Source organism: Nocardioides daejeonensis, assembly GCF_003194585.1.
Taxonomy (GTDB): Bacteria; Actinomycetota; Actinomycetes; order Propionibacteriales; family Nocardioidaceae; genus Nocardioides; species Nocardioides daejeonensis.
Window position 1 is genome coordinate 142,629 of the sequence record NZ_QHKZ01000005.1, and the last position, 19,556, is coordinate 162,184.

The 19,556-nt window shown below is 69.2% G+C and carries 20 protein-coding genes; 13 read left to right on the forward strand and 7 right to left on the reverse strand.

The window, feature by feature from the left end:
• Window positions 1–127: 127 nt before the first annotated feature.
• Genes DNK54_RS14230 through DNK54_RS14240 form a run of 3 tightly spaced genes read right to left on the reverse strand, consistent with a single transcriptional unit; the run spans window position 128 to window position 2,864 of the window.
• Window positions 128–886 carry an enoyl-CoA hydratase/isomerase family protein gene (locus DNK54_RS14230; RefSeq protein WP_110207664.1) on the reverse strand — a complete coding sequence of 253 codons (759 nt, stop codon included), beginning with the start codon at window positions 884–886 and terminating at the stop codon, window positions 128–130.
• Window positions 886–1,881: a zinc-binding dehydrogenase gene (locus DNK54_RS14235; protein WP_110207665.1), complete on the reverse strand. Its 996-nt coding sequence runs from the start codon at window positions 1,879–1,881 to the stop codon at window positions 886–888. The genes DNK54_RS14230 and DNK54_RS14235 overlap by 1 nt, the downstream gene beginning before the upstream one ends.
• Window positions 1,878–2,864, reverse strand: a complete 987-nt coding sequence (locus DNK54_RS14240) for an MBL fold metallo-hydrolase (RefSeq protein WP_110207666.1) — start codon at window positions 2,862–2,864, stop codon at window positions 1,878–1,880. Before DNK54_RS14240 ends, DNK54_RS14235 begins: the two co-directional genes overlap by 4 nt.
• Window positions 2,865–2,934: 70 nt before the next feature.
• On the opposite strand from DNK54_RS14240, the gene DNK54_RS14245 reads away from it, so the two are divergent.
• The 12 genes from DNK54_RS14245 to DNK54_RS14310 all read left to right on the forward strand — a co-directional run bounded on the left by DNK54_RS14245 (window position 2,935) and on the right by DNK54_RS14310 (window position 15,307).
• A complete protein-coding gene (locus DNK54_RS14245) occupies window positions 2,935–4,470 on the forward strand; it encodes an AMP-binding protein (RefSeq protein ID WP_162602474.1) in 1,536 nt (511 codons plus the stop codon).
• Between the two features lies 1 nt (window position 4,471).
• The gene (locus DNK54_RS21160; RefSeq protein WP_162602475.1) at window positions 4,472–5,623 is read left to right on the forward strand and encodes an acyl-CoA dehydrogenase family protein; all 1,152 of its coding nucleotides are present in this window, start codon (window positions 4,472–4,474) and stop codon (window positions 5,621–5,623) included.
• Between the two features lie 13 nt (window positions 5,624–5,636).
• Window positions 5,637–6,647 (forward strand): acyl-CoA dehydrogenase family protein, encoded by a 1,011-nt coding sequence (locus tag DNK54_RS14265; RefSeq protein WP_110207669.1) that lies wholly within the window; start codon window positions 5,637–5,639, stop codon window positions 6,645–6,647.
• A gap of 70 nt (window positions 6,648–6,717) precedes the next feature.
• Window positions 6,718–7,806, forward strand: coding sequence for an LLM class flavin-dependent oxidoreductase (locus DNK54_RS14270; RefSeq protein WP_162602476.1), 1,089 nt, complete (start codon window positions 6,718–6,720; stop codon window positions 7,804–7,806).
• Window positions 7,803–8,810, forward strand: a complete 1,008-nt coding sequence (locus tag DNK54_RS14275) for an LLM class flavin-dependent oxidoreductase (protein ID WP_110207671.1) — start codon at window positions 7,803–7,805, stop codon at window positions 8,808–8,810. The genes DNK54_RS14270 and DNK54_RS14275 overlap by 4 nt, the downstream gene beginning before the upstream one ends.
• On the forward strand, window positions 8,807–10,345 hold the full coding sequence (locus DNK54_RS14280; RefSeq protein WP_110207672.1) for a class I adenylate-forming enzyme family protein: 1,539 nt from the start codon (window positions 8,807–8,809) through the stop codon (window positions 10,343–10,345). Before DNK54_RS14275 ends, DNK54_RS14280 begins: the two co-directional genes overlap by 4 nt.
• The gene (locus tag DNK54_RS14285; RefSeq protein ID WP_110207673.1) at window positions 10,342–11,328 is read left to right on the forward strand and encodes an LLM class flavin-dependent oxidoreductase; all 987 of its coding nucleotides are present in this window, start codon (window positions 10,342–10,344) and stop codon (window positions 11,326–11,328) included. The genes DNK54_RS14280 and DNK54_RS14285 overlap by 4 nt, the downstream gene beginning before the upstream one ends.
• A gap of 95 nt (window positions 11,329–11,423) precedes the next feature.
• Entirely contained in the window at window positions 11,424–12,395 is a 972-nt protein-coding gene (locus DNK54_RS14290) for an enoyl-CoA hydratase/isomerase family protein (RefSeq protein WP_110207674.1), read from the forward strand.
• Window positions 12,396–12,400: 5 nt separating this feature from the next.
• A complete protein-coding gene (locus DNK54_RS14295) occupies window positions 12,401–13,384 on the forward strand; it encodes an LLM class flavin-dependent oxidoreductase (RefSeq protein ID WP_162602477.1) in 984 nt (327 codons plus the stop codon).
• The gene (locus DNK54_RS14300; protein ID WP_110207676.1) at window positions 13,381–13,719 is read left to right on the forward strand and encodes a VOC family protein; all 339 of its coding nucleotides are present in this window, start codon (window positions 13,381–13,383) and stop codon (window positions 13,717–13,719) included. Before DNK54_RS14295 ends, DNK54_RS14300 begins: the two co-directional genes overlap by 4 nt.
• The gene (locus tag DNK54_RS14305; protein WP_110207677.1) at window positions 13,719–14,516 is read left to right on the forward strand and encodes an enoyl-CoA hydratase/isomerase family protein; all 798 of its coding nucleotides are present in this window, start codon (window positions 13,719–13,721) and stop codon (window positions 14,514–14,516) included. The genes DNK54_RS14300 and DNK54_RS14305 overlap by 1 nt, the downstream gene beginning before the upstream one ends.
• Window positions 14,517–14,557: 41 nt before the next feature.
• A complete protein-coding gene (locus DNK54_RS14310) occupies window positions 14,558–15,307 on the forward strand; it encodes a nitroreductase family protein (RefSeq protein ID WP_110207678.1) in 750 nt (249 codons plus the stop codon).
• On the opposite strand, the gene DNK54_RS14315 is transcribed toward DNK54_RS14310, so the two are convergent.
• Together DNK54_RS14315 and DNK54_RS14320 are read right to left on the reverse strand one after the other, a co-directional pair.
• Window positions 15,260–15,880, reverse strand: a complete 621-nt coding sequence (locus DNK54_RS14315) for a DinB family protein (RefSeq protein WP_110207679.1) — start codon at window positions 15,878–15,880, stop codon at window positions 15,260–15,262. The two genes, DNK54_RS14310 and DNK54_RS14315, sit on opposite strands and share 48 nt — an antisense overlap.
• Window positions 15,877–16,881 carry a sigma-70 family RNA polymerase sigma factor gene (locus DNK54_RS14320; RefSeq protein ID WP_239460103.1) on the reverse strand — a complete coding sequence of 335 codons (1,005 nt, stop codon included), beginning with the start codon at window positions 16,879–16,881 and terminating at the stop codon, window positions 15,877–15,879. The genes DNK54_RS14315 and DNK54_RS14320 overlap by 4 nt, the downstream gene beginning before the upstream one ends.
• Before the next feature lie 153 nt (window positions 16,882–17,034).
• On the opposite strand from DNK54_RS14320, the gene DNK54_RS14325 reads away from it, so the two are divergent.
• Complete coding sequence (locus DNK54_RS14325; RefSeq protein ID WP_110207681.1) at window positions 17,035–17,430, forward strand: VOC family protein; 396 nt, start codon at window positions 17,035–17,037, stop codon at window positions 17,428–17,430.
• 16 nt (window positions 17,431–17,446) lie between these two features.
• On the opposite strand, the gene DNK54_RS14330 is transcribed toward DNK54_RS14325, so the two are convergent.
• On the reverse strand, window positions 17,447–18,979 hold the full coding sequence (locus DNK54_RS14330; RefSeq protein WP_110207682.1) for a glycerol-3-phosphate dehydrogenase/oxidase: 1,533 nt from the start codon (window positions 18,977–18,979) through the stop codon (window positions 17,447–17,449).
• Window positions 18,976–19,548, reverse strand: a complete 573-nt coding sequence (locus DNK54_RS14335) for a TetR/AcrR family transcriptional regulator (RefSeq protein WP_110207683.1) — start codon at window positions 19,546–19,548, stop codon at window positions 18,976–18,978. Before DNK54_RS14335 ends, DNK54_RS14330 begins: the two co-directional genes overlap by 4 nt.
• Between the last annotated feature and the right edge of the window lie 8 nt (window positions 19,549–19,556).

Here is a 19,556-nt window from a genome sequence, read left to right on the forward strand (position 1 = left end):
CCTTCGACAGGCTCAGGAACCACTTGTCGAGACCGGCTACAGAAATGGTCTCGACAAGCTCGACCACTGGGCCCGACCACTGGGCTCGGCGGGTTCGACCACCAGGGGCGTGACTAACTGCGTGGGGTCAGTCGGGGTCGGCGTGGAGGTGGGGTTGAGGCCCGGGGCGTTGGGCGGCAAGGTTCTCCAACTGTGCCTGCCATTCCAGATCCCATGCCGAGGTTTCCTCGGCTCGGGAGGCACGGGCGAGGCGCAGCATCCGGGTGCTGACCTCGGGCTCGTGCTCGGCCATGCTGGTGGCGAGACGGAGGGCTGCTGCGTCGAGTTCGTCATCGGGCACCACCTGGGTGACCAGGCCGATGCTCGCCGCCTCGGCGGCGGTAAGCGCCTCGGCGGTCAGCAGCAGCCGGCGTGACCATGCCTGGCCGACCGCGCTGGGAAGCATGGCGCTCGAGCCCCAGCCGGGGACCTGGCCGACACGCAGGTGCCGGTCGCCGAGGCGAGCGCTCTGCCCGGCGATGGCGATGTCACAGGCGAGGGTCAACTCCAGGCCGCCGCCGTACGCCGCTCCGTTGACCGCGGCTACCGTCGGCACCGGAGCCGAGCGCAGGTTGAAGACAAGGTCACGGCCGCGGCGCAGGAAGGCCTGCAACGCCTTCGGGTCTGCCAGGAGCGCCGTGCCCTCGGCCATGTCTGCGCCGGCGCAGAAGGAGCGGCCCGTCCCGGTCAGCACGAGGGCACGGACCTCCGGTGCGTGCGCCTCCTCCAGCCAGCCTTCCAACCCTGCCATCACCGCACTGCTGCAGGCGTTGCCGGAGTCGGCTCGGTTGATCCGGGCGTGCAGTACCGGGCCCCGGCGGTTGATGACGACTGCGTCGGTAGTCATCAGATGCTCACCACCAACTTGCCGTAGGCCTCTCCGCTCAACATCCGGCGTACCTGCTGGGGCGCCTGGTCGAGAGGCACGGTGCTGTCCACCGCAGGCCTGAGTTGATGCTGGTCGACCAGGCCCATCAGGGCGGTGAACTCCTGCAAGGTGCCCATCGTCGAGCCCTGGACCGAGATCTCCCTGGCGAAGAGGCGGGCGAGGTTGAGCTCCACCTGGAAGCCCGTCGAGGCCCCGCAGACGACCACGCGGCCACCGACAGCGGTAGAGGCGAGCGAGTGGTCGAAGGTAGCCGGGCCGACCGTCTCGATGACCACGTCAGCGAGATCCGGGAGCCGTTCGCCGGTCGCCAGCGCCAGGTCCGCGCCGAGGGCGATCGCCTGGTCCCGCTTCTGCGCGGAGCGGGAGGTCGCGATCACGCTCGCACCGAGGGCCTTCGCCAGCACGATGGCGGCGGTGGCGACGCCGCCGCCCGCTCCCTGGATGAGCACGGTGTCCCCGGCCCTCAGTCGACCCTGGGTGTGCAGCATCCGATAGGCGGTCAGCCATGCGGTGGGCAGTGCGGCGGCCTCGGGCCACGTCAGGTGCGCGGGTTTGTCGACCACGTGCCCCGTCGGCACGACGGCCTCCTCCGCAAGCAGTCCGTGGCCGATGTCGCTGAGGAGTACCCCCTGTGAGACGGTCGTGCGTGGTCGGGACCCCTCGCTCGGCGGGGGAGCGACGGGATAGACGATCACCTCGCGGTCGCCGACGACGCCGGCGGCGTCGCTACCCAGGATGCAGGGGCCGTTGCCCGGCAGTGGAGCGATGCCGCGCAGCATCCAGACGTCGTGCATGTTGAGCGCAGCGGCGCGAACCCGCAACCGGGTCCAACCCTCGCGTGGGGAGGGTGCGGGGTGAGGACCAACGGTGAGGGCCGCGGCAGGGTCGTCGGGGCACGGCGTCGTGACGGAGGCCGCGCGCACATGGTTGTCGGTCGTGTCGGATGCACTCATCGGAGATCTCCCGAGCGGGTCTTGAGCAGGGCGTGGGTGTGGACGAGGGCGAAGCGCTTGGTGCTGATGCCCATCTGGTCCCAGGGCTTGGCCCATGTGAGGTGGGGGGTGACCGCCCACGCCTCGACCGGTTGCGTCCCCAGGGCGAGGGCTCGCGCGGCCTCTGCGCGATGCAGTCCATACAGCTCTCGGCAACGCTCCTCGATGCCAGTGAAGGGGTACTGGTGGGCCGGGCAGGCGAGGGTGGCGCCGAGCTCCGAGATGCGCGCCACGGTGGCGAGGAGCTGGCCCGTCGGGTCGTCGTCCGCGAGTGGGGCCAGGGCAAGCTGCGTGGGTCCCTCCGGCATCAGGGTGTCGCCGGTGAAGATGGTGCCACCCGAGTGCAGGTAGACCGTATGCCCGTAGGTGTGCCCGGGTGCGTGGATCGCCCGGATGGTGACGTCACCGAAGACCAGGTCGACCTCGGGCTCGGTGAGGAGGCGATCGGCGACGAGATCCTCGTGATGCACGGCGACCTTCGTGGCGGCGACGAACATCTCCTCGATGACGTCCGCGGGCGCGCCGGTCTGGTCGAGGACCGTGCGCAGCTGTTCGAGGAAACGCCCCCGCGAAGCATGCTGGCGGGCGAAGTCGTCGTCGGCATGGATGACCACCTCCGCCCCCGAGGCTCGTCGTATCCGATCCGCCAAGCCCACGTGATCAGGGTGGTTGTGAGTGAGCAGTACGGCGATCACGTCCGAGACCTTGTAGCCCGTCTGCGCGAGGGAGTCGACCAGGCTCTCCCAGCACGTCGGGTGGTCGTAGGCGGCGTCGATGAGGACGAGCCCGGCGCTGGTCTCCACCGCATAGACGAAGACGGAGCGCAGGGGGGAGCCGGCCAGGGGAACCGCGAGCGCATGGATGCCGCGGCCGAGATGGGTGGGTGGCGCCATCCGCCGCGCATGGTGCAGTGCCGCGAGTTCGTCGAGCTGGGGTGTGGACATCGGATCAGGTCCCCTCTAAGGTTGACCTAGAACATACCGAATGGTCGGAACTAAGTCCAAGGGGTTGAGCATGTCTGAGGAGGACCGCATCGGCTTCCGTCTGTGGGCGGCGGCCGAGCCGGACCTGATCGCTGTGATCGATGCGGAGGACACGCCGATCACCTACGGCGAGCTCTTCGCCGAGGTGAATCGGATCAGTCATGGCTTCCGGGAGCTCCACGGGCTCACCGAGGGCGACACGGTGGCCTGCGTGATGAACAACTCGGTCGGCATGGTTGCGCTCTACCTGGCGGCAATGCAGAGCGGCCTCTATCTCGTCACGATCAACTACCACCTGACGCGTCACGAGATCGAGTACATCCTCGCGGACAGCGGCGCGGGACTCGTGGTCTGCTCGACGCGCGCCGAGGAGGCTGTGGTCGCTGCAGCCGCTGGCGTGCCGGTCGCCGTGGACGGCGAGCCGCAGCACGGGGCCCTGCCATGGGAGTCGCTGACCCGAGGCATGTCGGCGTCGTCTCCGATTGAGACGCCTGCCGGCTCGCTGATGATGTACACCTCGGGCACCACCGGCCGCCCCAAGGGCGTACGCCGACCGCTGTCCGGCGCTACCGCCGACGAGGGTGCCCGGACCTACCTCTGGCTCTTCTCCGAGTTCGGCATGGCGCGCTCCGCATTCGGCTCCTGGCTTGTCTCCGCGCCGCTCTACCACTCGGCGAACATCACGCCGGCCATGGGCGCACTCCATGCAGGGGGGACCCTGGTCTTGATGCGCGGCTGGACGCCGGAGGGGTTCCTGCGGCGCGTTGAGGAACGGCAGGTGACAGGCACCAGCATGGTGCCGACCCACTTCCACCGGCTGCTCCAGCTGCCGACGGAGATCCGCGACCGGGCAAGCATCGACTCGCTCGAGTATGTGATCCACGGGGCGGCGCCGTGCCCCCTCGAGGTCAAGCAGCGGATCATGGAGTGGTTCGGACCGGTGGTCTACGAGTACTACGGGTCCACCGAGGTCGGCACCACCATCGCCCGACCCGACGAGTGGTTGACGCACCCTGGCACGGTCGGCCGGGTGGCCTCGATATCGACGTTGAAGATTCTCGACAACGACGGCAACGAGGTGCCCACCGGCGAGTCCGGGATCGTCTACATGAGGCAGGGAGACGACACCGTCAAGTACCACAACGACCCGGACAAGACTGCCGCGTCACGGCGCGACGGCTTGCTGACCGTCTGGGACATCGGCCATGTCGACGAGGACGGTTTCCTCTACATCACGGGTCGAGCCAGCGAGATGATCCTGGTCGGCGGGGTGAACGTCTACCCGGCGGAGATCGAGTCCGCGCTGCTCTCGCATCCGCTCGTCGCGGACGCCGGCGTCGTCGCGCGGCTCGACGCGGACCTCGGAGAGGTGCCTGTCGCTCACGTCGCCCTGCTCCCCGAGGTCACCGACGTCGACGAGGCGCTGGTCGACCTGCGCGCTCACCTGAGCGAGCGGCTCGCGGCCGCGAAGCGCCCGCACGCCTACGTGGTCCACGACCAGCTGCCGCGCGACCCCAATGGAAAGCTCTACAAGGCTCGACTGCGTGACGCCCTGGAGGTGGGCTGAGATGGACTTCGAGGACACCGCTGAGGAGCTGGCCTTCCGTGCGGAGGCGGCTGCCTGGATCGACGCGGCGATGGTCGACATCCCCGAGCAGGAGTCACTGCCGCAGACGGAGCGCGAGGAGTGGTCGCGGGTCTGGCAGGACCGGCTCGCCGAAGGCGGCTGGGTCGGCCTCTCCTGGCCCATCGAGCACGGCGGGCGGGGGATGGACGCACTCTCCCAGGCGATCTTCAACGAGGAGTGCGCGCGCCGCGGTGCGCCGTACCCGCTCAACGGCGTCGGCATGATGCTGGCCGGGCCCACGATCCTCACCCACGGGAACCCGGCTCAGTTGGCGCGTTACCTGCCGCCGATCCTCGCTGGCCAGGAGTACTGGTGCCAGGGGTTCAGCGAACCCGGCTCGGGCTCCGACCTGGCCAGCCTGCGGACCTCGGCGATCAAGGTCGATGGTGGCTGGGTCGTCAACGGCTCCAAGATCTGGACCTCGAACGCGCACCACGCCTCCAAGTGCATGCTGCTGGTGCGCACCGACGGCCAGGCCGCCAAGCACCGAGGCATCAGCTACTTCCTGGCGGACATGGACAAGTTCCGGGTCAGCCCGCTGACGATGATCAACGGCGACCAGGAGTTCAACGAGATGTTCCTCGACGACGTCTTCGTCGCCGACGAGGACGTGCTCGGCGGCATCGGGAACGGATGGAAGGTCGCGCTGACCACCCTCGCCTTCGAGCGCGGGAGCATGGCTCTCAACCTGTGGGTGTGGGCACGGGAGGCTGTCGACCGGGTCATTGACATCGCGATCGAGACCGGGGCGATCGAGGACCAGGCCGTGGTCGACGCGGTCGGCGACCTGCACTGCACAGCCGAGGCGGTCCGGGTCGGATCGATGCGGATGGTGGGCGAGACACGCGCCGGCGCGGCCCCCGGGCCGGAGACGTCAGCACTGAAGAGCCTTTGGGCGGGGGTTGTGCAGAACGCCAACCGCCTCGCCGTGCAACTCGACGGTGCCTCGGGTGTGCTCATGGACACCGAGGGTGCCGCGGCTCGGATGCGCCGTTACCTGCGGGCCCGGGCACACACCATCGAGGGCGGGTCAGAAGAGGTCCAGAAGTCGATCCTGGCGGAGCGGGTGCTCGACCTGCCCCGCTCGCGGTGAGTGGAGAGATCGCATGAGAGCAACGTTCACGCAGGAGCAGTCCGATATCGCCAAGACCGTGCGCGCGATGGCCGACGGCGGAGTGGTGAGTACCCGGGCCGCCCTGGAGCACGGCTGGCAGCCTCCCGGCTGCGACGAGGTGCTGCTGCGCGACTTCAGCGTCCTCGGTGTGCCGGAGGGCGCAGGTGGCGTCGGGTCGAGCCTGATCGACCTGCTGGTCGCCGTCGAGGCGTTGGGCCAGTGCCTGGCGCCGTCGGCCTTCGTCGCCCACGCCGCCGCCCTCCAGTTGGCGGTGGGCGCGGGCGCGGATCTCACGAGCGCGCTTGCGGGCGACCAGCGGTGGGTCCCCGCGGTCGACGAGCCCGGCGTCGCCGGATGGCTCGGTCTGGCCGGTACTGCCGACTCGCCGGTGACGAAGACCTTGGTGCCGTATGCGTCAGGTGCCGATCGTGTGGTCGCGCTCGGTCGTGACGGTGTCACCATCGGCGAGGCCACCGAGCTTCGCGAGCGCGTCTCCTTCGATCCGTCCCAGCCGCTGGCCGACGTGCTGCCCTCGGCCGGCACCGCCCTTCCGGAGGGGAGGGGCGCCCAGCGGGCTACGCTCGTTGCATCGGCCGAGCTCTGCGGTGTCGCTCAAGGGGCCATCGCCCTGGCGGGTGGACATGCCCGGACACGTGAGCAGTTCGGGCGGGTGATCGGCTCGTTCCAAGGCGTCGCCTTCCAGTTGGCTGAGGCCGTCGCCCTGGCCAAGGCTGGGTGGGATCTCACGCTCCATGCGGCCTGGGCGGTGGAGAACGACAAGGACGAGGCCGAGATGCAGGTGCATGCGGCGAAGGCCGCTGCCGGCAAGGCAGCTGTCTTCGCAGCCGAGCGCTGCATCCAGGTCCATGGCGGGATGGGCATCACGATGGAGGCCGACCCGCACCTCTACCTGCGCCGAGCGATGGTGCTGGACAACTGGCTGGGCAGCTCCGCCTGGCATCGCCGCCGTGCCGGCGAGCTGCGTATCGCATCTCGCCGCTGACCCTCAACCCCTTGCCGGGGACACCTCTCCGGCGATAACATACCGTCTGGTCGGAATAAAGGAGTTCCCGTTGAAGTTCGGAATCATGAACCTGTTCCCGGTGGCCGAGGGAGGCTCGGACAACCAGGTCCTGCGGGACACCTTGGACGAGATCCAGCTCGCCGACGAGCTCGGCTTCGACTCGGTCTGGCTTGCCGAGCACCACTTCTCGAAGTACGGGATCCTCGGCAGTCCGCTCAACTTCGGCATGGCGGTCGCGGAGCGGACCAAGCAGATCACCATCGGTACGGCGGTGCTGGTGATCCCTCTGCACAACCCGCTACGTCTCGCCGAGGACATCGCCGCCCTCGACGTGCTCTCGCAGGGTCGCGTGACGATCGGGGTCGGACGCGGCTACGCCCCGGTCGAGTTCGCCGGCTTCCAGGTCCCGCTGGCGGAGTCCAAGGCGCGCTACCGCGAGACGCTGGAGATCGTCCGGCTGGCGCTGAGCCAGGAGAACTTCTCCTACCACGGCGAGTTCTATCAGTACGACTCGATCACCACCTATCCGCGACCGCACACCCCGGGCGGCCCGAAGATCCTGCAGGGGACCGTCTCGCCGGAGAACTTCACCGAGCGCGGGCGGATCGGCGACCCCATCATCACCTCGCCGAACTTCACGCCCCTGGGCCTGATGAAGAAGAACTTCGACCTCTACCGTTCGGCCATGGAGGAGAACGGGCACGACCTGGCCGGGATCGACCTGCCGTTCATGCAGCAGGTCTGGTGCGGCGACAGCCAGCAGGGGTTGACCGACGCGGCCCAGGCGGCGCTCAACTACTACCGATCCGTGGGCAAGGTCATCCCCGGCTCGAGCGAGGCCGTCGAGCAGGAGCGGAGCTACTACGAGGCCGTCGCCAAGAACATCAACCTGCTCACCCTGGAGCAGACGTTGACGCACGGCGGCAACTTCGGCTCCGCCCAGCAGGTCATCGAGACGATCGAGATGCTCGGCGAACAGCTCGGCATCAACCACTACATCGGTTGGTTGCGGATTCCGACGCTGGAGCGCAAGGAGGCGCTGCGGTCGATGGAGGAGTTCGCGACCAAGGTCATCCCGCACTTCCGGGCCAAGGAGGCCGCTGAGGGCAACGCGTCGGTGGGAGCGGTGGCGGGGTGAAGACGAGCCTCTTCCTCAGCGCCCAGTTCGATCCGGGCACGGAGATCGCCGACGGCATCGACGGGGTCTTGGCGCAGGCGGTCGCGGCCGAGCAGGGTGGCTTCCACACGCTCTTCCTCGGTCACCACTACCTCGCTCAGTCCGCGTTCCTCCAACCCATCCCGCTGGCCGGCTACCTGGCTCGAGCCACGACCGAGGTGCGGCTGGGCTTCGGAGTCCTGCTGGCGCCGCTGCTCAACCCGGTCGCGCTGGCCGAGGAGCTCGCCACCCTCGACGTGCTGAGCGGTGGACGCCTGACCGTCGGCATGGGCGCCGGCTACCGCCGCAGGGAGACCGAGGCGTTCGGCGTCGAGTGGCCCGACCGGCTGAGCCGACTACGCGACTACGTCCCGATCCTGCGGCGGCTGTGGTCCGGTGAGACCCTCGATCTCCAGGGCACCTGGGGCACCGTTCCTGGTGCGGGCCTGGCTCTGCGACCGGTCCAGCCGGGCGGGCCGCCGCTGTGGATCGGTGCTTTCGCCGAGCCCGCCATCCGCCGGGCCGCCCGGCTCGGCTGTTCGTGGCTGATCGGTCCGAAGGGAGCCGACGCCGAGGTGGCCGCGAACCTGGCGCTCTACCGGGAGACGCTCGTCGAGCACGGTCACAGCCTTGACCGCGCCTATCCGATGAGCCGTGAGGCCTTCGTCGCCGACACCCATGAGGCGGCGGTCGCCGGGATCCGCCCGCATCTCCAGCGCCAGTACGCCGGCTACAAGTCCTGGGACGACGCCCAGTCCATCGATCTCGACCGTTACATCGAGGAGGACTGCCTGGTCGGCACAGCCGAGGAGGTCGTCGCCAAGCTCCGCCGCTGGGAGGCGGAACTCGGGATCACCGAGGTCGCGCTCCGACTCCAGTTCGTCGGGGCCAGCCAGGACGAGGCGATGGAGCAGATCGCCCGCTTCAGCGCCGACATCATTCCGGCGGTTGCCGGCGGCGCCCAGGCGGGAGGGGAGCACCGATGAATCCCAACCTGGGCACCATCCTCGAGACCCGTGCGTCCGAACAGCCGAGCCTGCCCGGCTTGTTCGATCAGGAGGGAAACAGCCTTACCTTCGCCGAGGCCGACCGCCTCGCCGGGGGGATCGCCATCGCGCTCCGCGAGGCAGGGGTACGCCGCGGGGACCGGGTGGCGGCGTACGTCACCAACGGCCCCGAGGTGGCGCTGTTGCTGTTCGGCGCGTGGAAGATCGGGGCTATCCCGGTCACGATCAGCAGCCTCTACAACGAGCACGAGCTAGCGGAGTCGCTGCAGAAGACCGAGCCGGTGCTGCTGCTCGTCGACGACGCGAAGCCCGGCGTCGTGGCGAAGGTCCGCGGCCAGGTCCCCATCCGGGTGGTCGCGGGCGTAGTCGACGGCGTGGAGCCTCTCGACTGGCGACACCCCGCGGCACTGTCGTCGATCGAGGTCGCTGCGGACGACGAGGCCTGCATCCTCTTCACCGGAGGCACTAGTGGACGACCCAAGGCGGTCAGCGTCACCCATGGCGGCATTCGCGACTCGCTTGCTCGCCTCTCTCGCGTCTCCACCGGCAGCGCCGACGCCGGCACGGTGCATGCGGAGGCCGCGCCCAACCTGATCGCCCTGCCGCTCTTCCACAGCGGCGGTCAGCACTCGTTGCTCTTTGCTCTCCATGTCGGCCGCGGATGCGTCGTCTGGGAGCGGTTCAGCCTCGACCGGCTGCGCACTCTGCTGGAGCGGCACCGGTTCGACAATCTCTTCCTGCTGCCCACCATGCTCTTCGACATCGTCCACGCGGAAGAGTCGCTCCCGCTCGACCGGGTCAAGCACGTGCTGGTCGCGGGCCAGGCACTCAGCTGGACGGTGCGCAAGGCCTTCGAGGAGCGCTATCACGTGCCGATCCTGGTCAACTACGGATCGACCGAGTCGGGGCATATCGCCGGTTGGACCGGCCGTGACATGCGGGCCGGGCTCTGGAAGCCCGGCTCGGCAGGCAAGGTCTATCCGGGCGTCGAGCTGGAGATCCGGGACGACGACGGCCTGGCGCAGCCGGTCGGCGTGCACGGCGAGATCGTGGTTCGCTCGGAGATGACGCGCGGCTACGTCGACGACGCCGCAGCCTCCGCTGAGCTGGTCCGTGACGGATGGGTGCACACCGGCGACATCGGCTACGTGGACGAGGACGGCGTGCTCTTCCTGGCTGGACGCAAGCGCGACATGATCAAGTGCGGAGGCTTCCAGGTCTGGCCCGAGGAGATCGAGGACGAGCTGCGCACGCATCCCCTCGTGCACGACGTCCGCGTCGTCGGCACCCCCGACGACCGGCTCGGGGAGGTGCCGACGGCGCTGGTGGTCAGGGTCGCGGACCCGACCGTCAGCGACACGGCACTCTCCGAGCTGCTGGTCGCCCACGCCCGTGATCGCCTCGCCCACTTCAAGACGCCGCGGCACATCGAGTTCGTGCCTGAGCTGGAGCGCAGCGAGGCGGGCAAGATCAAGCGCGGGGCACTGCCCGCGGGAGTCGGGGGCACCGCATGAAGTTCGGCATCATGGCCTCACACCAGTACCCGCACGACGAGGATCTCCGAACGCACCTCGATGCGCTCTTCGGCACGGTCGAGACCGCCGCGGAGCTTGGCTACGACTCGGTGTGGACCATCAACCACTTCCTGTCCAACCTGGCCACTCCCCAGCCGATCTCGATGATGGGGGCGCTGATCCCGCGCACCGGCGACATGATGCTCGGCACGGGCATCCTGTTGATGCCCATGTTCCACCCGGTGCACATCGCGGAGGAGTTCGCCACCCTCGACCAGCTCTCGGGAGGCCGCGTGGTCCTCGGCGTCGGTGCGGGCTACCGGGAGAACGAGCTCGCCGCCTTCGGCGTCGACGCCGACTCGAGGTTCCGCCGGCTCGACGAGTCGCTCCGGCTGATCCGTGCGCTGTGGTCGGGCGAGACCGTGAACCACGACGGCGAGTTCTATCCGCTCACCGACGCTCGGATCGGGGTGCGTCCGCTCACCCCCGGCGGCCCCCCGATCTGGGTCGGTGCCGGCGGGAAGGTGGCGGTCCGGCGGGCGGCCCGGCTCGGCGATGCCTGGTATGCACCGGGCAACTCGCCGCGACCGACCTTCCTCCCGGATCACCTCGCCATCTTCGACGCCGAGCGGGAGCGTCTCGAGCTGCCGACCGACGGCATCGAGAGGCCCGTCGGGCTGGAGGTCTTCTGCGCGCCCACCACGGAGCAGGCTGTCGAACAGGGGCTCGCCTACGCCCGTGGAGAGTACGCGACCTATGCCGAGTACCCGGCGCTGCGTTGGCAACGGGACCGGTTCGACGAGCTGGTGGCCAACACGCTCCTGCTCGGGTCGCCCGAGATGCTCATCGAGCGGATCGGCGCGCTGCGCGACATGGGCTTCAACCACATCATCTTCCGGCCCGGCTGGCTCGGCATGCCACCGGAGATGGTCCGCGCCTCGCTGAGGCTCTTCGCCCGCGAGGTCTTCCCGGCCTTCCGCTGACGACTCCCGTCGTCGGCTTCACGACCACACATCCACACGTCGGACCGCGAGCTCCGTGGGACGTCGACGCGCAGTACCCACACGAGAGGAACATCATGAAGAAGACCGAAGCAGAACTCCTGGAGCGCCAGTGGGATGCCGAGAACATGGTGACCGACCAGGCGACCATCGAGAAGTACGTGACCTACGAGGTCGACGAGGAGCGTGCCGTCGCCACGATCTGCTTCGACCGGCCCGAGATGCTCAACGCGATCCCGGTTGCCGCCTTCGAGCGTGTGGGTGATCTGGTCCGCGAGGCAGAGTCCGACGATCGCGTGAAGGTGATCGTCTTCAAGGGCAACGGCGAGCACTTCGGAACCGGCGCCGATGCGGCCGAGCTCGGCCACTACATCGGCTACAAGTCCGGCACCGACAAGGCGTCACGTCGTCGCCCGGCCCAGCGCCAGCGGATCCTGCCGGACCGCAACGTGCTCAGCTCCGGGTTCACCCGGCCCATCATCGAGTCGCTCAAGGCGACGATCTGCCAGGTGCAGGGCTACTGCTACGGCGGCCACTTCCAGATCGCCTTGTCGGCCGACATCGTGATCGCCACGCCCGACGCCAAGTTCACCCACCCCGCCTTCCGCTACCTCGGTCCGGCGCCGCAGGACATGTACCACTGGATCGAGAAGATGGGCCTGACGACCATGAAGGACGTCATGCTCACGATGCGCGCGATCGGTGCCGAGGAGGGCGAGCGCAAGGGTCTGGTCACCAAGGTCGTCGAGCGTGACGAGCTCGAGCAGTGGGTGTCCGACTACGCCGAGGCGATCGCGTTCATGCCGCTCGACTCGCTCATGATGGGCAAGTCGATGATGCAGGTGATCATGGAGGCCCGCGGCAAGGGCCTGGGCGCCATGACCGGTTGGGTCGGGCACGGCTGGGCCACCAATGTCTCCTTCGAGGAGGGGGACTGGAACTTCCTCAAGGAGCGTCGTACCCGCGGTGTCTCCGGCGCCCTGGCCGACCGTGACCAGCGGGTGGCACCCTACTTCCGGCTCAGCAACACCCGCGCCGCACAGGACTGACCGGCGTGAAGTTCGGAATCCTGCTCGACCACCAGTACGAGCGTGGCGATGATCTCGGACGCCGCACCGGTGAGTTGGTCGAGCTCACCCAGCATGTACGCGACCTCGGCTTCGACTCGCTCTTCGGCATCCACCACTACCTGTCGTCGTTGAGTACGCCGCAGCCGCTGCCGTTGCTCTCCAGGCTGATCGAGCACACCGGCGAGATGCAGATCGGCACGGGCATCCTGATCCTTCCGCTGGGTCACCCGGTGCACTGGGCCGAGGAGATCGCGACCATCGACCAGATGTCCGGCGGACGCTTCGTGCTCGGCGTCGGCTCGGGGTACCGCGAAGATGAGTTCCAGTCGTTCGGGATCGAGCGACGCACGCGCGTCTCCCGGATGAACGAGTCGCTCGAGGTCATGCGGAAGCTGTGGAGCGGTGAGCCGGTGCACCACCGGGGCAAGCACTTCGAGCTCGACGGCGTGCAGTGCAGCGTGCTTCCTGCGCAGGAGGGCGGCCCGGAGGTCTGGGTCGGTGCCAACGGCCCGATCGGGATCAAGCGGATCGCCGGCCAGGGTCTGCCCTGGCTGGCGCCGAGCAACGTACGGCGCAACTGGGCGGTCGGCAACCTGACCGACTACCGCCAGCACCTGCGCGAGGCCGGGCACGACGAGACAGGCATGACCTTCCCGATCCACCGCGACCTCTGCGTGGCCGACTCGTTCGAGGAGGCCTTCGAGATCGCCGGCGAGCCGGTCCGGCGCTCGTACGACGAGTACGTGCAGTACGGCATGGACTACTTCGAGACGCAGTGGGAGGGCATCAAGCACAAGGCGCTCTTCTTCGGCTCGCCCGACGACATCACGGCGAAGATCCAGGACTTCTCCGATGCCGGCTACAACCACTTCGTCTTCCGGGTGCAGTGGCTGGGGCTGCCGATCGAGCGGTCGATGGAAATCCTGGAGAGGTTCGCTCGCGAGGTCATGCCGAGGTTCCGCGCATGAAGATCGGACACGTCATCGTGCCGGTGACCGACCTCGATGCGGCGACCCGGTTCTACGTAGAACGCCTCGGGCTGGAGGCGCGCTTCCGCGACGGCGACCGCTACGCCGCCGTCGGCGACGGATCGGTGACCCTGGGCCTCGCCGCCCCGGTCGAGCAGCCGGTCGCGGACCGAGTGGTCCTCTCGTTCCAGGTCGACTCCCTCGATGCCTTCATGGAGGCCTGGACGGCGGAGGGTGAGCAGTTGGGTGAGATCGTCGAGGGGGGCCACGAGCGGAAGCTGACCGTGCACGACCCCTTCGGCAACCCTGTCGTGGTCTACGAGCGGACCGGCTGATGGGAGCCGAACCGGTGCTGCTCGTGGAGCGCGCACGGGGTCTTGCGCGGGTGACCCTCAACCGCGCTGCCCATGGAAACGCCCTGGACACGGCGTTGAAGGACGCCTTGGTCGCCGAGCTCACGGCGATCGCGGCGGACGACGGAGTTCGCGCCGTGCTGCTCTCGGGTGCCGGCCCGGTCTTCTGTGTCGGGCAGGACCTGGGCGAACTCGCCGGAACCCTCCGAGACGCGCCTGAGCGGGCTTCGGAGACGGTCGAGCTCCACTTCAGCCCGATCACCCGACTGCTGGCGACCATGCCGAAGCCGGTGGTGGCCGCCGTGCACGGCACCTGTGTGGGTGCGGGCCTCGGCTTCGCGCTGGCCTGTGACCTCCAGGTCTGGGGCAGCGGAGTGACGCTCGGGACGGCCTTCTCCAAGGTCGGACTGACCTGCGACTCCGGCGTCTCGCTCACGCTTCCCGCGCTCGTCGGCCCGGCGCGCGCTCGCGAGCTGCTGCTGCTCGCCCGGAGCTTCACACCTGACGAGGCCGTCGGCTGGGGCTTCGCGGGTCCGGTGGTGCCTCAGGAGGAGGTGACTGCCGTCGCCCTCGCCCTGGCAGAGCAGCTGGCGACCGGTCCGACGCTCGCCTACGCCTCCACGAAGCGCCTGCTCGGGCTGGCGAGTGCCGGGCTGCCGTTGGACGACGTGCTGGCAGCCGAGGGCGTGGAGCAGGCACGATGTGGTCGCTCCGCCGATCATGCGCACGCCGTGGAGTCGTTCCTGGCGAAGCGTGAGCCGGTCTTCAGCGGGCGTTAGGCCGGCGACGCGGATGATGAGTTCACGACGGGAGAGCGCCCATGGCTGCTGAGGGACGTCAGATCCTCACCGATCTCAATCAGGTGCTCACGACGACCCGAGCCGTTCGCATGCGACTCGACTACGACCGGCCCGTCCCGCTCGACGTGGTGGGTGAATGCCTGCAACTCGCGTTGCAGGCACCGACGGCTGGTGGAGCCGAGGACTGGCGATGGCTGGTGATCGCCGATCCCGAGCTCAAGGAGGAGCTCGGCCGACTCTATTTCGCAGGTTACGACGAGCACGTGTACCGGCCACTCCATGGTGAGCGCGGCGCACAGGACCCGGTGGTTGCCGGCCGACTCGGCGGCGTCCAGGCGGATGGGTCGCTCTCACGGCGTACACAACGGATCCTCGAAGGTGCGGACCACCTGGCTCGCAACATCGGTCGGGCGCCGTACCTGGTGATCCCGTGCGCAACGCGCCCCGACCCTGCCCAGGGCGGAGCGGGGAGCTCGTCGGGGCTCTACGGGTCGATGTATCCGGCGATCTGGCAGTTCAACCTGGCGTTGCGTGCGCGGGGCCTCGGCACCTGCTTCACCTCGTTGCATCTGCACCACGCCGACGCGGCGGCGAAGCTGCTCGGCCTGCCCGACGAGGCGGTGCAGATCACCATGCTTCCCGTCGCCTACACGCTCGGCACGGAGTTCAAGGTCGCGACTCGCAAACCGGTCGACGAGGTCGCCTATCTCGATCGATGGGGCTCATCGCTTCCGTATCGGGAACGGCCCTTTCCTCTCGGTCCGGCCTGACACAGGTCGCCCCAGGTGGGCCAGCAGCCGCTCCCCCGGAGTCGCGTCGTACGCCGTCTCGAGAGCGGGCGCGAACCGGCCGGGACGGTCGGCGCTCGCCAACAGCAGCCGGGCTCCGGGGAGCAGGCCTTCGGCAAGATCGTCGGGCAGTGCGCGGAGTGTGTGGCTGCGTGAGTCGTGCGCGAGGCCGGCGGTCTGCATCACGTCCCAGCCGTGCACCGTGATCTCTACGGCTGCGGCGTGCAGGAGCACATCGGCGTGGAGCGCCTGGTCGTGGACCCACACGTCGGCCGCGGAGGGGGCCGTCCACGCGGCCAGGAGGGCGCATGCCTTGCCGCGCAGCTCGTCGATGCGTGTGGTGTGTGACGGGACCGAGCCGAGTGCGACGAACCCGCAGCTCGCCTCGGTGAAGGCGTCCAGCCCGTCGGACATGTGGGCGAGGAGGTCGCCGAGGTTCCACGCGGTGCACGGGGTGCGCGCGGTGAGCGGGATCCCCTCGGCGTCGTACAGCGCCTGGCGGGTCCAGCCGATCGCCCGTTCCAGCAGTGCCACCGGTGTGGTGGCGCAGGTCATCGCGGGCTGGTGGTCGCTACGGGCAGGTCAGCACGGTGCAGCACCCCCGGCAGCCCGAACGCCTCGAAGAGGCGGGGGTCGAAGAAAGCCGACACGTGCCGGACCCGCTCGCCTTCCAGGTGTAGCACCTGGAGGTGGAAGGGACGGTAGGTGCCGTCCGGCTGCGCCATGTAGAGGCCGAAGGCGGGCTGGCCGTTGGCCATCGTGGGCAGCATCGGCATGTCGTGGACGCCACCGGGGCACTGGGTGTCGATCAGCTCGCCGATGGTGACGTTGCCCTGGTACCAGCCGGTGAAGGGCGGCATCTCCCAGACAGCGTCGACGGTCAGCAGCTTGACGATCCGGTCGATGTCCTTGTGCCAGAAGGCGTCGACGTACTCCTTGAGCATCGCCTCCTGCCGGGCATCGAGATCGGGCTCGACGGTGTCTTCGGTGAGACCCGCGCTCGCGAGCTGCGCGTGCGCTCGTTGGAGCGCGGAGTTGACGGCGGCGGGGGTGGTCTCGAGGGCCTCGGCCACCTCCTTGGCCGACCAGCGCAGGACGTCGCGCAGGATCAGCACGGCACGCTGTCGTGCCGGAAGGTGCTGGAGGGCGGCGACGAAGGCGAGACGGATCGAGTCGCGTTCGGTGACCACCACGGCGGCGTCCGGGACCGGCTCCAGCCACGGGATCTCCTGGTCGGAGACGAGCTCGTCGCCCACGTGGGAGTCTGAGGTGCCGAGGCCGCTGGGCAGTGGCCGCCGCTGCTTGCCGTCGAGGTTGGTCAGGCACACGTTGGTGGCGATCCGATAGAGCCAGGTGCGCACCGAGGAGCGACCCTCGAAACCGTGGAACGCCCGCCATGCGCGCAGGTAGGTCTCCTGCACGAGGTCCTCCGCCTCGTGCAGCGACCCGGTCATCCGGTAGCAGTGCGCCAGGAGCTCGCGCCGGTGGGTGTTGGCGAGCTCGCGAAACTCGTCCTCGTTGCCGACGCCTGCGGCTGCTTCTAGCTTGCTGGTCACCCGTGCCTCCTCGACATCCGAAGTCTTGCAGGACTTACGACTCGGCGACACCCGTGAATTCATCGCTCATGCTCCGATGAGTTCTCTGCCCCCGGTCGGTCGACATGGACAACACCGCACCGCCAGGGTGCGGAGACAACCTGAGGAGGCCCCATGAGCCGGATGATCTTCCCGAACCTTCCCGTCACCGACGTCCAGCGCAGCCGCGACTTCTGGACCGGGCTCGGCTTCGAGTTCAACGACCAGTTCAGCGACGAGAACGCCGCCTGCCTGGTGATCAACGAGCTGGCCAGCGTGATGCTGCTTCGTACCGACTTCTTCCACAGCTTCCACAACACCCAGCCGCATACCGGCACCTCAGTGCTGATCGCCGTCTCCACCGAGTCCCGCGACGAGGTCGATGCCTTGTGCGAGCAGGCCGCGGCAGGAGGCGCCCGCTTCGTCGAGGACGGGCAGGAGCAGGGCCCGATGTACTCCCGCTCCTTCGCCGACCCGGACGGTCACATCTGGGAGATCATGTGGATGGACATGGCTGCCATGGCGGGTTGAGCACGTCGCCCGCGCGTCAGCGTCTGCCGAGCGCGAGGGCCCGCTCGGCAGCCGGCCGGGCCAGCTCCCGGTCGGCGGGGACCAGCCCGATCCGGGTCCGTCGGTCGAGCAGGTCGTCGACGTCGACCGCACCTTCGTGGGTGACCCCGAAGACGAGCTCCGCCAGGGTCGTCGGCAGGTGCGGTGCGACGGGAGCGAGCAGCTCCTCCTCGCTCAGGCCGGTCACCGCGACGGCGTCGGCGAGGACGTAGCCTGCCTCGGTGCCGAACCGCCGGACCAGGCGTCCGGGCGCCTCCAGCGCCGCGAGGAGCTGCCGGTCGGCGGCTCCGAGCAGGGGGGTCTCCTTGGTGACGCAGCGCTCGGGAGCGAGTCCGGTGGCGTCCACGGCGTCCTCGGCCATCTGCCGGTAGGTGGTCAGCTTGCCGCCGACCACCGTGATCACGCCGGTCTCGGAGGTGAGCACGGCGTGCTCGCGGGAGAGGTCCGCGGTCGACCCACCGGCGTCGAGCAGCGGCCGTAGGCCGGCGAACGCCCCGACGACGTCGCTGCGCCGCAGCGGCCGCTCGAAGGCAGCAGCGACGACGTCGAGGAGGAAGCCGATCTCCGACTCCGTCGGCTCCGGTACGTCGGGGATCGTCTCGTCATCCAGCGGCTCGTCGGTGAGCCCGACGTAGTAGGTGCCGTCAGGCTGGGGGAGCACCATCAGGAAGCGATTGACCGAGTCGGGCACCGGCACGGTCACGGTCGCCCTCAGCCCGGGCAGCGTGTCGGCGCGCAGCACCAGGTGGGTGCCCCGGCTCGGCCGCAGCTTCACGTCGACGAGGCTGCCGGCCCAGACGCCGGTCGCGTTGATCACCGCCCGCGCTGCGACGGTGCGAGTCTCGCCGGTCAGCTCGTCGCGGACCGTCACAGCGTGCCCGGTCGCGGAGACCACGCGTGCGCGGGTGCGCACCTCGGCGCCGTACGCCGCGGCGGTGCGGGCGATGCAGGTGACCAACCGGGCGTCGTCCTCGAGCTGGCCGTCCCAGGAGAGCAGGCCGCCGCGCAGCCCCGCCACGCGTAGACCGGGGGCGAGCGCGAGGGTCTCCGCCCGCGAGATGCGGCGTGGGGGTGGCAGTGTGGCGCGGTCGGTCCGGGCGCCGCGCCGCAGCACGTCGCCGGCGAGGAATCCGGCCCTGGCCAACGCGGCCTGGGGCCGGGAGACGCTGGACATCAGGGGCAGCAGCATCGGGTTGGCATGGGTGAGGTGCGGGGCCGTGGTCTCCATCAGGATGCCGCGTTCGACCGCGCTCTCGTGGGCGACGCCGACCTGGAGCTTGGCGAGGTAGCGCAGGCCGCCGTGGACCAGCTTCGACGACCAGCGGGAGGTGCCGAAGGCGACGTCGTGCGCGTCGAGCGCCACCACGCGCAGTCCGCGGGTAGCGCCGTCGAGGGCCACTCCCGCGCCGGTGACGCCGAGGCCGATGACGACGAGGTCGGCCTCGGTGGGCAGGTCGGCGAGTCCGGCGCGGATCCGCCCGGACGCGCTGCGGGGGCCGGTGTCGTTCATGGGCGCAGTCCCTTGGTGAGCAGCCGCGCGAAGGTGGCGTCGAGAGTGTCGAGGTCGACGTCGTCGCCGGTCATCGTCTCGGCGGAGAGCGCCAGGCCGTGTGCGGTCAGCACGATGGTGCGGGCCAGCGCGGCGGGGTCGCCGGCGACGACGGTGCCGGCCACCTGGGCGGCGCCGACGACCCCGGTGAGCACGTCGAGGATCGCCTGCTGGGAGCGGCCGCGTCGCTCCAGCAGGTAGGGGAGCAACAGTTCGGGATCGACGTCGAGAACCCGGCGGAAGAGCTCGTTGCCGCGCAGCGCGCGGATCAGGGCGAGGACGCCCTCGGCGATGGTCTCGGGGCTGGGCTCGTCGGTCTCGATGGGACCGATGCCCGCCGTCATCTCCGCCCACTCGCGCGTCATCAGGTCGCCCATCAGTGTGGACATGTCGGGCCAGGCGCGATAGATCGTCATCCGGGACACCCCGGCGCGACGGGCGATGTCGGTGAGCGTCGCACGCTTCCACCCGACGTCGAGCAGCGCCTCTCGGGCCGCATCCAGATAACTGTTGTGACGAAGTGACGTCATGTGTAACA

Excerpts from the sequence above, each read along its gene's own strand:
- DNK54_RS14230 (WP_110207664.1), bottom strand. The coding sequence starts at position 886 with ATGACTACCGACGCAGTCGTCATCAACCGCCGGGGCCCGGTACTGCAC.
- DNK54_RS14235 (WP_110207665.1), bottom strand. The coding sequence starts at position 1,881 with ATGAGTGCATCCGACACGACCGACAACCATGTGCGCGCGGCCTCCGTC.
- DNK54_RS14240 (WP_110207666.1), bottom strand. The coding sequence starts at position 2,864 with ATGTCCACACCCCAGCTCGACGAACTCGCGGCACTGCACCATGCGCGG.
- DNK54_RS14245 (WP_162602474.1), top strand. The coding sequence starts at position 2,935 with ATGTCTGAGGAGGACCGCATCGGCTTCCGTCTGTGGGCGGCGGCCGAG.
- DNK54_RS21160 (WP_162602475.1), top strand. The coding sequence starts at position 4,472 with ATGGACTTCGAGGACACCGCTGAGGAGCTGGCCTTCCGTGCGGAGGCG.
- DNK54_RS14265 (WP_110207669.1), top strand. The coding sequence starts at position 5,637 with ATGAGAGCAACGTTCACGCAGGAGCAGTCCGATATCGCCAAGACCGTG.
- DNK54_RS14280 (WP_110207672.1), top strand. The coding sequence starts at position 8,807 with ATGAATCCCAACCTGGGCACCATCCTCGAGACCCGTGCGTCCGAACAG.
- DNK54_RS14285 (WP_110207673.1), top strand. The coding sequence starts at position 10,342 with ATGAAGTTCGGCATCATGGCCTCACACCAGTACCCGCACGACGAGGAT.
- DNK54_RS14290 (WP_110207674.1), top strand. The coding sequence starts at position 11,424 with ATGAAGAAGACCGAAGCAGAACTCCTGGAGCGCCAGTGGGATGCCGAG.
- DNK54_RS14300 (WP_110207676.1), top strand. The coding sequence starts at position 13,381 with ATGAAGATCGGACACGTCATCGTGCCGGTGACCGACCTCGATGCGGCG.
- DNK54_RS14305 (WP_110207677.1), top strand. The coding sequence starts at position 13,719 with ATGGGAGCCGAACCGGTGCTGCTCGTGGAGCGCGCACGGGGTCTTGCG.
- DNK54_RS14310 (WP_110207678.1), top strand. The coding sequence starts at position 14,558 with ATGGCTGCTGAGGGACGTCAGATCCTCACCGATCTCAATCAGGTGCTC.
- DNK54_RS14315 (WP_110207679.1), bottom strand. The coding sequence starts at position 15,880 with ATGACCTGCGCCACCACACCGGTGGCACTGCTGGAACGGGCGATCGGC.
- DNK54_RS14325 (WP_110207681.1), top strand. The coding sequence starts at position 17,035 with ATGAGCCGGATGATCTTCCCGAACCTTCCCGTCACCGACGTCCAGCGC.
- DNK54_RS14330 (WP_110207682.1), bottom strand. The coding sequence starts at position 18,979 with ATGAACGACACCGGCCCCCGCAGCGCGTCCGGGCGGATCCGCGCCGGA.
- DNK54_RS14335 (WP_110207683.1), bottom strand. The coding sequence starts at position 19,548 with ATGACGTCACTTCGTCACAACAGTTATCTGGATGCGGCCCGAGAGGCG.